The sequence below is a fragment of the Micromonospora alfalfae genome, assembly GCF_022230925.1.
In the GTDB taxonomy this organism is placed as follows: domain Bacteria; phylum Actinomycetota; class Actinomycetes; order Mycobacteriales; family Micromonosporaceae; genus Micromonospora; species Micromonospora alfalfae.
The window spans coordinates 43,376-57,580 of record NZ_JAKKFH010000016.1 but is presented as its reverse complement, the minus strand read 5'-3'; the positions used below and the strand labels follow the sequence as shown (position 1 = coordinate 57,580).

Below are 14,205 nucleotides of genomic sequence, written 5' to 3'. Positions count from 1 at the left end.
CGGCCTCCCCTTTGAAGATCGTCCACTTGCCCTAGTGCACGTACCCAGGGCGTGAACGGTTCATCCACCGGCGAGGAGGTCAGTGTGTTCGACAAGCACTGTGAGTCGTCCGGCCGCCGCGTCATCCAACCGACGGCGGGCGTACGCCTGGGCGGGGTCGGCCAGGTCGGGGCGCTGCTCGCAGGCCGCCGCGAGCCACCCTCGAAACCATTCGGCGGTCAGGTCGGCCTGCTCCGGGCCGAGACGCCACGGGCTGGGCCGTTCCCGCACGTCGACGCCGCGCCGGACGAACGCGGCGGCGGTGGCGGCGACGGCATCCGGGCCGAGCAGCCGCCGGCCCTCGACGGTACGCCGCTGGTGGTCGTTGAACGCGGCCTCGACCGCCTCGTCGAGCGGGTCGGCCGGGGTGAACCGGACCCGCCCGGTCACCGAGATGGCGAACAGGGCGGGTCGGCCGACGCAGGCCGCCGCCACCCGTTCGATCTCCTCCGCGGTGAGCATGTCCAGCAGCGCGGACGCGGTGACCAGGGAACCGTCGGCGAAATCGGCGGCGGTCAGCCGGGTGAGGTCGCCGCAGCGGGTGTGGACGGTGACCGGGGCGCCGTCGGCGGCGGTCACCCCCCTCATGCCCTCGGCGGCACGGGCCAGCAGGTCGGCGTCCCGGTCGTGCAGCACCCAGTGCTGTGGTCCGGGTAGCCGGGCGGCCAGCCAACGACTCATCGACCCGGTGCCGCTGCCCAGGTCGTGGATCACCGTCGGGCCGTCACCGGTCAGCCGGGCCCGGACGGCATCGAGCAGGTCCTCGGCGCGTGCCGCCGCGTCGGCCGGCTCACGCAACCGCAGCCAGTCGGCGAACGGCAGGGTCTCCTCGGCGGTCATTCCGCCACCTCCTTCAGCACGCCGGCCAGCAACGCGGTGGTCACCGGCCAGTCGGTCAGGGTGTCGCGCCGGGCGAGAGCGGCACGCCGCAGCCGGGCGCGCAGCGCGTCGTCGTCCAGCCAGCGGATCAGCGCGGCGGCCAGCGCCGCCGGGTCACCGGGTGGGACCAGCAGTCCCGGGCGCTCACCGCCGGGCGCGTGACCCAGCGCCTCCGGCAGCCCGCCCACGGCGGTGGTCAACACCGGCAGGCCGCGGGCCAGCGCCTCGGTGACGACCATGCCGTACGTCTCGCCTCTCGACGGCAGCACCAGCAGGTCGGCGGCGGCGTACGCGTCGTCCAACGCGGCGCCGGTCAGCGGGCCGACCAGCCGCACCCGCTCGGTGAGGCCCGCTCCGGTCAACCGGTCGCGCAGCCGGTGCACAAGGTCCGGTTCCCGGGCCAGTGTGCCCGCACAGACCATCGTCCACTGCCGGCCGACCAGCGTGGCCATCGCGTCGACCAGCACGTCGTACCCCTTGTGGTGGGTGACAGCCGCGACGCAGAGCAACCGGTCGCCGGCCACCGAGCCGGCCGCTGGCGGCGCGGGCCGCACCCCGGGCGGCGCGGCCCGGACCCGGCCGGCGAGGGCCGGGTGGCGGGCCAGCAGGGCTCGGCATGTCCAAACGCTGGTGGTGACGACGGCGCGGGCGGTGGCCAGGGCGCGGGCCTCCGGCTCGTCGTCGAGCGGCAGGTGCACCAGGATCACCAGGCGCAGCCGACTGGCGTGCGGGACGAGCAGGTCCGGTACGGCCGAGGCGACCAGGCCGTCGATCAGCACCACGGCGTCGTCGGGGGCGGCGGCGAGCACCCCGCCCAACGTCGCCATGTCGGCCGGGTCGGGGTGCGGCCACGCGCCGGGCACCTGATGCTCGTGCACCGACCACCCGCGCTCGCCCAGCCCCGCGCAGATCCGCCGGTCGTAGGCGTTGCCGCCGCTGGGCGTGGCCAGGTCGTCGATGTCACCGGGCAGGACGACGTGCACCGCCCGGCCCGCATCGGTCACAACGACCGCTCGTAGCTCGCCCAGGCGATGTGCGACTCGTGCAGGGTGACAGTGATGCCGCTCAGGTCGCGCGCCCCCGCGCCCAGCTCACCGGCGTGCACCCGCTCGACCAGCCGGTCCGCGACGGTACGGGCCAGCACCTCGGTGGTGGTGTTCACCCCGGCGAAGGCCGCCTCGTCGTCGAGGTTGCGGTACGTCAGCTCGCTCAGCACGGCCCGCAGCTGCTCGGTGGCCAGGCCGATGTCCACCACGATCCCGTCGCCGTCCAGGTCCGGCCGGCGGAACGTCGCGTCCACCACGAACGTCGCGCCGTGCAGCCGTTGGGCGGGCCCGAACACCTCGCCTCGGAAACTGTGGGCGATCATCATGTGGTCCCGAACTGTCACGCTGAACACTGTCACTCTCCGTCTTCGTAGGTAATGAGGTGGCAGAGCGCGGGCAGGTCGCCCGAGGTCAGTCTGTCGAGCACGTCGGGCAGCTCCGCGAAGCGCGACGCGCCGGTGATCAACGCGTCGAAGGCCGGGTCGTCGAGCAGGTCCAGGGCGAGCGCCAGTCGGTCGGTGTAACTGCGCCGTCCCCGTCGGGCGGGTGCCACCATGCCGACCTGGCTGCTGCGCACGCTGAGTCGACCGGAGTGGAACGCGCCGCCCAGTGACACCTGCACCGGGCGGTCGCCGTACCAGCTCAGCTCGATGACGGTGCCCTCCGGGGCGAGCAGGTCCAGCGACTGTTGCAGGCCGGCGGCGGTGGCGCTGGCGTGCACGACCAGGTCCCGGTCACCACGGGCGTCGGCCGGGTTGGCGAAGTCGACGCCGAGGGCCCCGGCGACGCCGGCCCTGCGCGCGTCGGTGTCGACCAGCTCGACGTGCACGCCGGGGAACCGGGCCAGAAGCGCCGCGACGCAGCAGCCCACCATGCCCGCGCCGATCACCGTGACCCGGTCGCCGACCAGCGGCGCCGCGTCCCAGAGCGCGTTGACGGCGGTCTCCACAGTGCCGGCGAGCACCGCTCGGGCGGCCGGCACCCCCTCCGGCACCGGCACCACGGCACTCACCGGCACGACGTAGGCGCTCTGGTGCGGGTGCAGACAGAACACCGTCCGTCCGAGCAGCTCCGGCGGGCCCTGCTCGACCACGCCGACGCTCAGGTAGCCGTACTTCACCGGGCCGGGGAACTCGCCCTCCTGAAACGGCGCGCGCATGGTGGCGTACTGGTCGGCGGGCACCCGGCCGGCGAAGACCAGCGTCTCGGTGCCCCGGCTGACCCCTGAGTAACGGGTCCGAACCAGCACCTCGTCGGGGCCAGGGGTGGTCAGCGACACCGGCCGGATCTCGGCCACCCCGGGTTCGCGCACCCAGCAGGCGTACGCCTCGCGGATCACCGTCGCGCACCTCAGCTCTGCTCCGGGCCGAATCGATCGGCCAGGTCGGATCCCCGGTCGGGGGTTGTCGATCATAAACACGGAAGTTCGGTGCGCACAGTTCGAAGCTCGCCCGGCAGGACCGCCATTCCGGCCTGCCTCGCTCCGAGGTCGTCCGGTCTGGCCACGGTGCGGCGGACCGCCGTGGGACGCTCCGGGCGGGCGTCCGTCGGATAGCTACCTCATTGATACGTTGGGTCACGAAGGGCGGGCCGCTGCGGCTGCCCATCGGCGGGTTTCGGTGTGCGCCGCGCCGACGTCCGGAGGTCCGCTCCCCCGGTGCTCCGGTGTGGTGACCGGCAGGTCACGGGTGTCCGGGCTGGTGTGAGCCTAGACGTCGCCCGCTGCGGAATTCGCGGGCCAGAACCGGGCCGAGACGAGAAGGATGGAGCAGGACATGATCGTTCCGCAGGGGTTCCGCGCGGTGGTCGCGAACGCCGGGCTCAAGGAGGACGAGGACGACTTCACCGCCCTGGTCTCCGAGGTGCCCGCGGTCAGCGCCGCGGTGTTCACCCGCTCCCGGTTCGCCGGCCCCAGCGTCGTGCTCAGCCGTTCGGCGGCGTCGGCGTCGTCGGCCCGTGGCGTCGTGGTGCTCTCCCGCAACGCGAACGTGGCCACCGGCAAGGAAGGGCTGGAGAACGCCCGCGAGGTGCGGTCCATCGTGGCTCGCGCCGTCGGCCTGGACGACGACGAGCTGCTCATCGCGTCGACCGGGGTGATCGGGAAGCAGTATCCGATGCCGCGGGTGCGACAGCGCCTGGCCGAGCTTCGGTGGCCCTTTCCGCCTGCCGACTTCGACCGCGTCGCACGGGCGATCATGACCACCGACACCACGCCCAAGGTGGTACGGGCCAGCTGCGGAGCGGCGAGCATCGTCGGTGTCGCGAAGGGCGTCGGCATGATCGAACCGAACATGGCCACCCTGTTGACGTTCTTCTGTACGGACGCGCGCATCGAGCCGGTCGACCTGGACCGGGTGTTCCGGTCGGTTATCGCTCGCACCTTCAACGCGGTCAGCATTGACACCGACACCTCCACCAGCGACACAGCGGCCGTCTTCGCCAACGGCCTGGCCGGGCCGGTGGATCTGGACGACTTCGAGCAGGCGTTGTACACGGTCGCACTGGATCTGGTGCGGATGGTCGCCCGCGACGGGGAGGGCGCCAGCAAACTCATCGAGGTACGGGTCAGCGGCGCACGGGACGGCCAGCAGGCCAAGCGGGTCGGCAAGGCCATCGTCAACTCACCGCTGGTGAAGACGGCAGTGCACGGCGCGGACCCGAACTGGGGCCGGGTGGCCATGGCGGTCGGCAAGTGCGAGGACGACGAGGACATCGACCAGCAACGGGTACGGATCGGCTTCGGCGGTATCGAGGTCTATCCGACACCGGCCACTGAGGAGACCCTGGTTCGGCTGCGGCGCCACCTCGAAGGCGAGGACGTGGTGATCGAGGTGGACCTGGGGATCGGCGCCGACGCTTTCACCGTGTACGGGTGCGACCTCACTGACGGATACATCCGGATCAACGCTGACTACACCACCTGAGCGCCGATGCATCCGGGCGGTACCCCCCGAGGTACCGCCCGGACGTTCGGAGCCGAGCCGTGCGGGTCAGCGGGATGCCAGCCGGAACCGGAGGGGAACCGGTCCGGCCCTCGCGGCACGTCACCCCACGACCACGACTGTCGACGTCACCGATTCGGGAGCGGCGCGACCACCTCGGTCGACCGCCAGGCCCTGCTCGCGACGTCGTAGACCATCCGGCGGTCGACCTGCTTCGGGACCGGCTGGCCGAGCCGCCACGATTCGGACGTGGCGTGCAGATCGACAGTCACCGAGCCCGGTGTCGCGGCACCCAACTCGCCGACCCAGTGCCGGCTCTGCTCGATCAGCCGCTGCACGGTCTCGACGTCGGGCGTCGTCACCGCCACCACTGTGGTGTCGACGAGCGCCGAGCCGACCAACAGGGCCAGGAGCCGACCGAGGACCGCCGCGGGCACCGCGCGGTCCGTCGTCTCGACAACCACGTAGCAGTCGTCGTGCCCGGAGAACAGCAGGCGTGAACCTGCCAGCGCGGGTAGGACCGGCTTGTCGTACGTGGCCGTTCCGATGACCACGATCATCTCGTCGACCCGCGCGGCGGAAGGCGTACCCGGCACGTCGACGAGTGTCAGCTCGTAGGGGTACCAGCCGGCCAGGAACCGGGGCAGCTGCTCCCGGCCGATCAGCAGGGCCTCTTCGCTGAGGCCGACGACCCCGGCCGTCAGCGCACCGACCTGGTGCACCTCGAAGCTGACGCCCTGCTCCGCAGCGATCCGCGACGGCCGCCACTGCTGATAGTCCTCGTCCAGGAAGCTGTTGGTATCCAGGCCGACGACCATGATGGTGTCGTTGCCGGCGAACATGAGCACATCAGCCAGCTCGGCGGCCTTCGCCGCGGTCGCGGTCACCATCCAGGAGCCGCCCTTCTCGCAAACGTTGAAGCTCAACGGGAAGGGCGCGCCGTCCAGCCCCACGCTGTTCACGGAGAACGCGCCATCAGGTCGGATCTCTACCGTCGCGGCGTCGCCCACGGCGATCGGGTAGCCGATCTCGGTGAGGTCCACCCGCAGGTCGGCGACGCTGAGCTGCGGATTCACTGCCCTTGTCACGGTGTCGGTGAGCGGTCGATGGGCAACGATGTGCTCGACCGCCGCCCGGTCCACCGTCATCTCGTAGTAGTCGACGGCGAACTCGACGAAGCGGTCGACGATGTCGTCGAGCAGGATGTCGAGCAGCCCTGACCCGTCCGGGCCGTTGTCGTCGTACGGCCTTGGTGGTGGGAAGGCGATGCCGTCACCGGCGTGCCAGCGATCGTCCTCCGCCAGCCGCCACAGCACCGTCGTCGCGACGAGTTGCCCGTCCTCGTCGCAGAAGGCGGGTTCCGTCACGTGTGGACGCAGGACCTCCGGAACACCGTCGACCAGGCCCGGCCACAGCTCGTGGTCCGGGTGGCGGTACGGCGACATCGCCGACTCGTGGTCGAAGAGTCGGATGAAGGCACCGTCGGCGGTGAACACGACGGCCCACTCGTCGCCGCTGCCGTTGCTCATCGACGCCGCCTCGTCCCCGCCCCAGTTCGAGGTGTAGGCGTAGTAGGGCTCACCGCCGTCGATGATGCGCTCGAGCACGGCCAACGCCTTGCAGCGCTGCCGCAGCAGGTCGATGTCGGGCAGTTGGGCGGCGACGTCGTAGGCGGTCACCGGGTCACCCTAGTGAGGCGGCAGCGCCCCGGTGTCGGGGGCGAGGACCCGGGTGAAGAACGCCAGGGTGTCGCGGATCAGCGGCTCCACCGGCACTCCGGCGAAGCAGTGGTCGGCCCCCCGCACCACCGACAACTCGACATCGGCGCCCGCCGCGGTCAACGCCGCGGCCAGCTCCTCGCTCTGCCCCACCGGTACGACCAGGTCCTGGTCGCCGTGGATCAGCAGCATGGGTGGGGCCTGGTCGGTGACGTGGGTGATCGGGCTGGCCGCCCGGCCCAGGCCCGGGTTGTCCGCCAACGGGGCGCCGATCAGCAGCGACTCCGGCGAGTCGGCGGCGTCGTGGTCGATCGTTCCGGCCGGGTGTGCCTGCGACTGCATGGTCAACAGGTTCGACGGCGCGTACCAGCAGACCGCCGCCTCGACGCGGCTGTCGTCCTGGTCGTCGCAGGTCAGCGCGAGCATCGAGGCCAGGTGTCCACCAGCCGACTCACCCCACACCCCGATCCGCTCGCGGTCCACGCCCACCGTGTCGCCGTGTCGGCGCAGCCAGCGCACCGCCGCCTTGACGTCGTCGAGTTGGGCCGGGAAGTGCGCCTCGCCGCTGAGCCGGTACTGGGCGGAGGCGACAGCGAACCCGGCACTGATGGCGGCGGTGAACGGGTCCACCTCCATCAGCCAGTCCGCCGGGTGTTTGGGCGAGCCGAACAGCCAGGCGCCCCCGTGGATCCACACCAGGACCGGGGCCGGTTGGGGCGCCGCCACCGGCACGGCAATGTCCAACGTCAGCGGGCGGAAGCCCGGGACCTCGTTGACGACGATGTCGCGGTGCTCGGTCCGGTCGGTCGAGCCTCGGGATGCCGCATCGATCATCAGGCCATCTTCGCACCGACGGTCCCGGCGTACCCGCTCACGGAAGCCGAGCTGATCACTGCTGCTTGTCGGGCGTGGCGGGGCGGGCGCGGACGTGCAGTCGCTCCCCCTGCGGCCCGAAGAGACTGAGGGCCTCCGCGGTGCCGGGGCCGGGGTTGAAGAAGAGGTGCGGAATGCGCGTGTCGAACTCGGCCACCTCCCCCGGGGTCAGCGTGAGATCACGGTCGCCGAGCAGCAGGCGTAGCCGGCCGGAGAGCACGTAGAGCCACTCGTACCCCTCGTGGGCCTGCGGGATTCGGCCCCCGGCGGACGGGTCCGGCGGGAAGATCTGCTTGAACGCCTGGACACCGCCCGGCCGGCGGGTCAGCGGCAGGTACGTCACGCCGTGGATGACTATCGGTTTGGGGCGTACCCGGGGGTCGCCGGTGGCGGGGGCGTCGACCAGTTCGTCCAGCGCCACCTGGTAGGCCCTCGCCAGCGGGAGCAGTAACTCCAGGGTGGGGCGACGACTACCCGACTCCAGCCGGGACAGGGTGCTCACCGAGATGCCGGTCAGGTCGGCGAGCTGGGTCAGCGTGGTCCCGCGTTGGTGACGCAGGGCACGCAGCCGGGGGCCGACGGCCGCCAGCGCGGCGCTGTCCTCGTTTGCCATAACGGCAAGGATAGTTGCCACCTTGCCGACGGCGACGGATGGTGGGCGCAGCCGACAGAGCAAGAGGGAGATATACCGGTGGACGAGACATATGACGTGGTGGTGGTGGGTGGCGGTGCCGCAGGGCTCAGCGGAGCCCTGGCGCTGAGCCGGGCCCGACGCTCGGTACTGGTGATCGACTCCGGTGAGCCGCGCAACGCGCCGGCCGACCGGATACACAACTACCTCGGCCGGGAGGGGACGCCGCCGGGCGAGCTGCTCGCGATCGGCCGGGCCGAGGTGGCGGGGTATGGCGGGCAGTTCCGCACCGGACGGGTGCAGGCCGCGACCCGGGACGACGACGGGTTCCGGCTGAGCCTCGACGGCGGGGAATCGGTGCGGGCCCGCCGGCTGCTGGTGACCACCGGCCTGACCGACGAACTGCCCGACGTGCCCGGCCTCGCCGAGCGGTGGGGTCGCGACGTGCTGCACTGCCCGTACTGCCACGGCTGGGAGGTTCGGGACCGCCGGATCGGCGTCCTGGCGACCAGCCCGCTGAGCGTGCACCAGGCCGAGATGTGGCGACAGTGGAGTTCCAGCGTGCTGCTCCTCCTGCACGACGCCCCGGCGCCGGACGCGGAGACCGCCGAGCGGCTCGCCGCCCGCAGCATCGCGGTGGTGCCCGGCCCGGTCGCCGCTGTGGAGGTGACCGACGACGCGCTGACCGGTGTACGGCTCGCCGACGGCCGGGTGGTGGCGCTCGACGCGATAGTGGTGGCGACGCGGGTGACTCCCCGCGCCGACATGCTGGTGGGGTTGGGTCTGGCCCCGGAGGAGGTGACGATGGGTGAGCACGTCATCGGCGCCCAGATCCCGACCGACGCCACCGGCGCGACCACCATCAGTGGTGTCTGGGTCGCGGGCAACGTGGCCGACATCCGCGGTCAGGTGATCACGTCCGCCGGGGCCGGCCTGAACGCGGCGGCGGCGATCAACGCCGATCTCATCGCCGAGGAGACCCGCGACGCGGTGGCCGCGTACCGGGAGTTGGTGGCCACGACGTTCGAGGAACCGGCGTGGGAGGAGCGCTACCAGTCCCGCCCCTCGGTCTGGAGTGGCCGGCCCAACCCGCAACTGGTCGCCGAGGTCACCGACCTGGCCCCGGGGCGCGCCCTGGACGTGGGCAGCGGCGAGGGTGCCGACGCGGTGTGGTTGGCCGAGCGCGGCTGGCAGGTGACGGCGGTGGACATCTCCACCACCGCGTTGAGCCGGGCCGCCGCACACGCCGAGACCGCCGGCGTGGGCGACCGGATCGAGTTCACCCACGCCGACCTACGGGAGAAGCCGCCCACCGAGGAGGCGTACGACCTGGTGTCCGCGCAGTTCATGCACCTGCCACCGACGGAGCGGCGGGAGTTGTTCGGCCGGCTGGCCGCCGCAGTGGCACCCGGCGGCGTTCTGCTGATCGTCGGGCACCACCCGTCGGATCTGTGGGGGTCGGCGCACCGGATGCACATGCCGGACATGATGTACACCGCGCAGGACGTGGCCGCCGATCTGGCGCCGGCCCAGTGGGAGGTGCTGGCGGCTGAGGAACGCTCCCGCCTCGCCACCGACCAGAACGGTGAGGACATCACCCTCCACGACGCGGTACTGGTCGCCCGCCGACGCTGACCTCGCACCACCGACAGGCGTCGATCATGGAGTTGTGGTGGATGACAAAGGTGGCGGAGCACCACAGTTCCGGCACCACGACTCCATGATCGGCGCGGGAACACTGGCACACGGGACGGCAACGTGAGAGGTGGTGGGGCAGGACTTCGCATGAGGTCCGCTCGGCGGTAGCGTTGCGCCACACTGACGGCCAGTGGGGCAGGCGACCGCCGACCCTGACGCCCCGATCGTACGGAGGATGGTGCATGTCCATCGGCGCTGAGCCGCACGCAGCACGCGACGATGCGGCCTCCCGGCCGAGCTTCGAGCTCGCCCTGCGCGGATACGACAAACGCCAGGTGGACCGGCACCTGGAGCAGCTCGACGGCCAGATCGCGATGCTGAGCGGAGAGCACGGGCGCTCCGCCGTCCGCGTCCGTGAACTGACCGCCGAGGTGCAGCGGCTGCGTGCCGAACTGGCTGAGCTTCAGGAGCAACCCGTGCAGGTGGACCGCGCTTCGTTCCACGATCTGGGCCCGATGGTCGGCGAGATCATGGCGCTCGCCGAGAAGCAGGCCGGCATCATCACCGAGTCGGCCACCGACCGGGCCAACGAGCTGCGCAGCGAGTCCGAGCGGATCCTCGCCGACACCCGTGAAAGGGCCGCGCAGGCACGTCAGGATCTGGCCGAGGAGCTGGCCGCCCGACGGGCCGAGCAGGAGCAGGCGCACGAGGAGCGGCGCACCCTGGCCGAGGCGGAACTGACAGCGATCCGCGAGCACGCCGAGCAGTTGCGGGCCGACGGTGAGGCAGCGCACGAGCGCGCCCAGGCCGAGGCCAAGCGGATCACCGAGCAGAGCGCGCAGCAGCTCAACCAGACCCGGGTGGCCGCCGACGCGCTCATGAAGTCGGCCCGTACCCAGATCCAGCAGGAACTCCAGTCGACCCGCTCCAAGCACCAGCAGGAGATGGCCCAGTGGCAGGCCAGCGTGGAGCGAGAGGTCAACGAGCGGCGTACCGCCGCCGAGCAGGACATCGCCGAACAGCAGGCCGCCGCCGAGCAGGAGCTGGCCGAGCAGCGCAGCGCGACCGAGCAGCAGATCGCGGCGCTGCTCGCCGAGGCGCAGCAGCACGTGACCGAGCTGCGCAACCGCGCCGACGAGCAGGCCGCCAGCCATCAGCAGCAGCTCGCCGCCCTGCAGAAGGAGCTTGACGAGCGCCGGCAGGAGGCCGCTGACCTGAACGCCGAGCTGGACACCGGCCGCCAGCAGCTCGCCGAGATCCGCCAGGAGGGCGAGACGCTGGAGAACGAGCTGTCCCGGATGCAGCAGCGACTCAGTGAGGTCCGTCGGGACCTGACCGCCGAAAGTGCCCGGTTGGACGAGGCCCGGCGGGCCGGGGACTCCGCCGAGCGGCACGCCAAGGAGGTCCGCGCCCGCGTTCAGCGGGAGGCGAAGCGGGTGGCCGACCTCGCCGCCGCGGCGGTCATGGCCGCGGCAGCCGGCGGTACGGAGACCGCCGAGTACCCGATGGTGGGTTCCCGCTCCAACGCCGACCGGCCCGCCCCGGAGCGGGTGGGCGTCGAGCGGCTCACCGTCGACCGCGTCGGCGTCGACAGGTACTCCGCCGAGCGCCCCACGGTGGACGATGCGGACGCCGATCGCGCCCCGCTCCGCCCCGCGCCCGTCGACCGCACCCCGGTCGAGAACCGCTACGCCGACCTGACCCCTGTGGAACAGGCCAATGGCGACCAGGCCCCGGCCGAGCAGGCGAACGGCGACCGGGCACCGGCGGAGCAGGCGAACGGCGAGCATGCGGACGCACCGGGGGCGGCGGACGAGTCGACGACGTCCGAACCTACGGCGGCCCGCGAGGTTGGCGCCGACGACGCCGAGCGGACCTTCCCCCGGCACATCGGCACTGACGCACCGACGCCAGTGCCGTTCCTGGCCTTCGGGCAGCCGGTCAGCGAGAACGGCGCCGCCCGCCACTGACCTCACCCGTGGTTGCACCCCGGCCCCGCCCGCGCCGATCTTGCAGTTTCGGTTGCCCAGATGCGCGGAAATGCCCCCTTACGTCGGCACAGTAAGTGCAAGATCGCGGGATGAGGGTGGTCCGGGCGGATTCTGCACGGAAGCGGGTCGCCGTAGCCGGTTGAGCTGGCAGGCTGGGCTGGCCGCCGCGCACCAGCGGTGGCCGCCGGCCTAGCCGGTGACCGAGAGGAGCGCCCGGTGACCGACCAACCGGAGGAGTTCGACCTTCTCGTCGTCGGTGGCGGCAAGGCCGGCAAGACGCTGAGCATGGACGTCGCCCGCTCCGGTCAGCGGGTCGCCATGGTCGAGCGCGGCATGATCGGCGGCAGCTGCATCAACGTCGCGTGCATCCCGACGAAGGCGCTGGTGACCAGCGCGCGGGCCGCCCGCCAACTGCGGGACGCGTCGGCGCTCGGCCTGGCGGTGGAGGGCGGCCGGGTCGACATCGACCTGTTGCGCGCGCACAAGCAGGACGTGGTGGAGGGAATGGTCGCCGCCAACCGGCAGCAGTTCCTCGACTCCGGTCTGCACCTGGTGATCGGCGAGGCCCGGTTCATCGCCCCCCGGACCGTACGGGTGGCACTCGCCGACGGCGGCGAGCGGCTGCTGCGCGGCAGCGACGTGGTGATCAACACGGGCACCCGCCCCCATCTGCCGTCGGTGCCCGGGATGGCCGAGGCCGGAGTGCTCACCAGCGACGAGTTGCTGCGCCTGGACCGGCTGCCGGCCCGGCTGGTGGTGCTCGGCGGCGGCACCGTCGGGGTGGAGTTCGCGCAGATGTTCGCGATGTTCGGCAACGCGGTGACGCTGGTCGAGGGCGGTCCACGGCTGCTCACCCGCGAGGACCCCGACATCAGCGACGCGGTGATGCGCGTCTTCCTCGACGACGGCATCGACGTACGGGTGGGTGTGGCTGTCGCACGGGTCGACCGGGACGCCGACGGCGCGCTCCGGGTGACGCTGGACGACGGCAGCGTGGTGGTCGGGGACGACGTGCTGGTGGCGGCCGGCCGGGAACCGGTCACCGACGGGCTCGGCCTGGACGTGGCCGGCGTACGGCTGAGCGAGCGGGGCTTCGTGGACGTCGACGAGCACCTGCGTACCAGCGCCGAGCGCACCTGGGCGGCCGGGGACGTCGCCGGCAGCCCGCAGTTCACCCACGTCTCGTTGGACGACTACCGGATCATCCGCGCGAACCTCGCTGGAGGCCAGCGCAGCACCGCCGACCGGCTGATCCCGTACACCGTCTTCACCACACCGGAGCTGGCGCGGGTCGGGCTGACCGAGACCGAGGCGCGCCGCGCCGGGTACGACATCCAGGTCGCCCACCTGCCGGTCGCCGCCATCCCCCGGGCCCGCACCCTGCGCCAGACCCAGGGCATGTGGAAGGCGGTCATCGACACCAGCAGCGACCGGATCCTCGGTGCGGCGTTGCTCGGCGCCGAGGCCGGCGAGGTGATCACGTCGGTGCAGCTGGCCATGCTCGCCGGGATGCCGTGGACCGCCCTGCGGGACGCTGTCATCACCCACCCGACAATGACCGAGGGTCTCAACCTGCTCTTCGCCTCGCTGAAGTCCAGCCCGGTCCGCTGAGCGCCGCGAGGCCCGACCGGCAACCGGGCGACGGCTACCCGGCGATCTCGTCGCGTACCCGTTGTTGGAAGGCGCGGGCCTGCGCCCCGGTGGGCGGGGGCCCGCCGTGGCGTGCGGCGACCGCCCGACGGATCACCTCGGCCCGGTCGCCGGCGTCGATCAGCCGCTGGCCGGCTGCCACCTTCGCCAACCAGACGCCGTCGCGGTGGCGCACCAGTGACCGGCAGGCGCCCAGTACGGCGTCCTCGCTGCCGGGCGCGGGTTGGTCGGCCGGGGGTGTGGGCAGGGCGAGCCACCAGGACAGCGCCTCGATGAGCAGCCGGCGCAGGTCGGTCGGGGCGAGGTCGGCGAAGGCATCCCCGGCCGGCGGCCCGAGCAGTGGGAGTCCACTCTGGTGCAGGATGCTGCGATCGAGGCCGTACCAGAATCGGCCGTCGGCGTCCGGGCGGTCGGCGGGGTCGAGGGTGCGTCGGAACGGCATGCCGGCCCCGGTGTTCAGTTCGACCTCGAAGCCGGGCTCCGGGGTGCCGGAGGCGGCCACCGCCCGGTCGTAGGCGACCAACTCCAGTCCGCGTGCCGGGCAGGGCAGCGCCTCGTGCCGCAGCCGGGCGACCAACGTCTGCTTGGCGGCCTCGGTGAGCGGCCCGGCGCTGAGCAGCGCCACGTCCACGTCGCTGCGGCCGGGCTGGTACGCCCCGAGCCCCACCGAACCGGCCGCGTACGCGCCGACCAGGTCGGGGCCGAGCACGTCCCGGGCGGTGCTGACGAGGTCGTCGAGGTAGCGCTGAAGATCGGAGTCCACGGGCCATCATGACGCACGGGTCGGCAGCCGGCCGG

12 protein-coding genes are annotated in these 14,205 nt (G+C 72.2%); 4 read left to right on the top strand and 8 right to left on the bottom strand.

The window, feature by feature from the left end; translation table 11 throughout:
- Positions 1-60: 60 nt before the first annotated feature.
- From MED01_RS14770 to MED01_RS14755, 4 genes are read right to left on the bottom strand one after another with little or no spacing between them, the layout of a single operon-like run.
- Complete coding sequence (locus MED01_RS14770) at positions 61-879, bottom strand: class I SAM-dependent methyltransferase (RefSeq protein ID WP_238669136.1); 819 nt, start codon at positions 877-879, stop codon at positions 61-63.
- A complete protein-coding gene (locus MED01_RS14765; protein WP_238669135.1) occupies positions 876-1,922 on the bottom strand; it encodes a glycosyltransferase family 4 protein in 1,047 nt (348 codons plus the stop codon). Before MED01_RS14765 ends, MED01_RS14770 begins: the two co-directional genes overlap by 4 nt.
- Positions 1,919-2,317 (bottom strand): 6-pyruvoyl trahydropterin synthase family protein, encoded by a 399-nt coding sequence (locus MED01_RS14760; protein WP_238669195.1) that lies wholly within the window; start codon positions 2,315-2,317, stop codon positions 1,919-1,921. The genes MED01_RS14765 and MED01_RS14760 overlap by 4 nt, the downstream gene beginning before the upstream one ends.
- 2 nt (positions 2,318-2,319) lie before the next feature.
- Complete coding sequence (locus tag MED01_RS14755; RefSeq protein ID WP_238669134.1) at positions 2,320-3,303, bottom strand: zinc-dependent alcohol dehydrogenase; 984 nt, start codon at positions 3,301-3,303, stop codon at positions 2,320-2,322.
- 436 nt (positions 3,304-3,739) lie between these two features.
- Between MED01_RS14755 and argJ the strand changes: the two genes are divergently transcribed.
- Entirely contained in the window at positions 3,740-4,888 is a 1,149-nt protein-coding gene (gene argJ / locus MED01_RS14750; protein WP_238669133.1) for a bifunctional glutamate N-acetyltransferase/amino-acid acetyltransferase ArgJ, read from the top strand.
- A 146-nt stretch (positions 4,889-5,034) separates the two neighbouring features.
- On the opposite strand, the gene MED01_RS36105 is transcribed toward argJ, so the two are convergent.
- Genes MED01_RS36105 through MED01_RS14735 form a run of 3 tightly spaced genes read right to left on the bottom strand, consistent with a single transcriptional unit; the run spans position 5,035 to position 8,110 of the window.
- On the bottom strand, positions 5,035-6,585 hold the full coding sequence (locus MED01_RS36105; RefSeq protein ID WP_308193476.1) for a hypothetical protein: 1,551 nt from the start codon (positions 6,583-6,585) through the stop codon (positions 5,035-5,037).
- A 9-nt stretch (positions 6,586-6,594) separates the two neighbouring features.
- Entirely contained in the window at positions 6,595-7,458 is an 864-nt protein-coding gene (locus MED01_RS14740; RefSeq protein ID WP_238669132.1) for an alpha/beta hydrolase, read from the bottom strand.
- Positions 7,459-7,513: 55 nt separating this feature from the next.
- Positions 7,514-8,110: a helix-turn-helix domain-containing protein gene (locus tag MED01_RS14735; RefSeq protein ID WP_112589922.1), complete on the bottom strand. Its 597-nt coding sequence runs from the start codon at positions 8,108-8,110 to the stop codon at positions 7,514-7,516.
- 78 nt (positions 8,111-8,188) lie between these two features.
- On the opposite strand from MED01_RS14735, the gene MED01_RS14730 reads away from it, so the two are divergent.
- The 3 genes from MED01_RS14730 to MED01_RS14720 all read left to right on the top strand — a co-directional run bounded on the left by MED01_RS14730 (position 8,189) and on the right by MED01_RS14720 (position 13,368).
- Positions 8,189-9,763 (top strand): bifunctional NAD(P)/FAD-dependent oxidoreductase/class I SAM-dependent methyltransferase, encoded by a 1,575-nt coding sequence (locus MED01_RS14730; protein WP_238669131.1) that lies wholly within the window; start codon positions 8,189-8,191, stop codon positions 9,761-9,763.
- A gap of 245 nt (positions 9,764-10,008) precedes the next feature.
- Positions 10,009-11,736, top strand: a complete 1,728-nt coding sequence (locus MED01_RS14725) for a coiled-coil domain-containing protein (RefSeq protein ID WP_238669130.1) — start codon at positions 10,009-10,011, stop codon at positions 11,734-11,736.
- A 237-nt stretch (positions 11,737-11,973) separates the two neighbouring features.
- Entirely contained in the window at positions 11,974-13,368 is a 1,395-nt protein-coding gene (locus MED01_RS14720; protein WP_238669129.1) for a dihydrolipoyl dehydrogenase family protein, read from the top strand.
- Between the two features lie 34 nt (positions 13,369-13,402).
- Here MED01_RS14720 and MED01_RS14715 read toward each other — a convergent pair whose 3' ends face one another.
- Positions 13,403-14,170 (bottom strand): nucleotidyltransferase domain-containing protein, encoded by a 768-nt coding sequence (locus MED01_RS14715; RefSeq protein WP_238669128.1) that lies wholly within the window; start codon positions 14,168-14,170, stop codon positions 13,403-13,405.
- Positions 14,171-14,205 lie beyond the last annotated feature (35 nt).

Excerpts from the sequence above, each read along its gene's own strand:
- MED01_RS14770 (WP_238669136.1), bottom strand. The coding sequence starts at position 879 with ATGACCGCCGAGGAGACCCTGCCGTTCGCCGACTGGCTGCGGTTGCGT.
- argJ (WP_238669133.1), top strand. The coding sequence starts at position 3,740 with ATGATCGTTCCGCAGGGGTTCCGCGCGGTGGTCGCGAACGCCGGGCTC.
- MED01_RS14740 (WP_238669132.1), bottom strand. The coding sequence starts at position 7,458 with ATGATCGATGCGGCATCCCGAGGCTCGACCGACCGGACCGAGCACCGC.
- MED01_RS14725 (WP_238669130.1), top strand. The coding sequence starts at position 10,009 with ATGTCCATCGGCGCTGAGCCGCACGCAGCACGCGACGATGCGGCCTCC.
- MED01_RS14735 (WP_112589922.1), bottom strand. The coding sequence starts at position 8,110 with ATGGCAAACGAGGACAGCGCCGCGCTGGCGGCCGTCGGCCCCCGGCTG.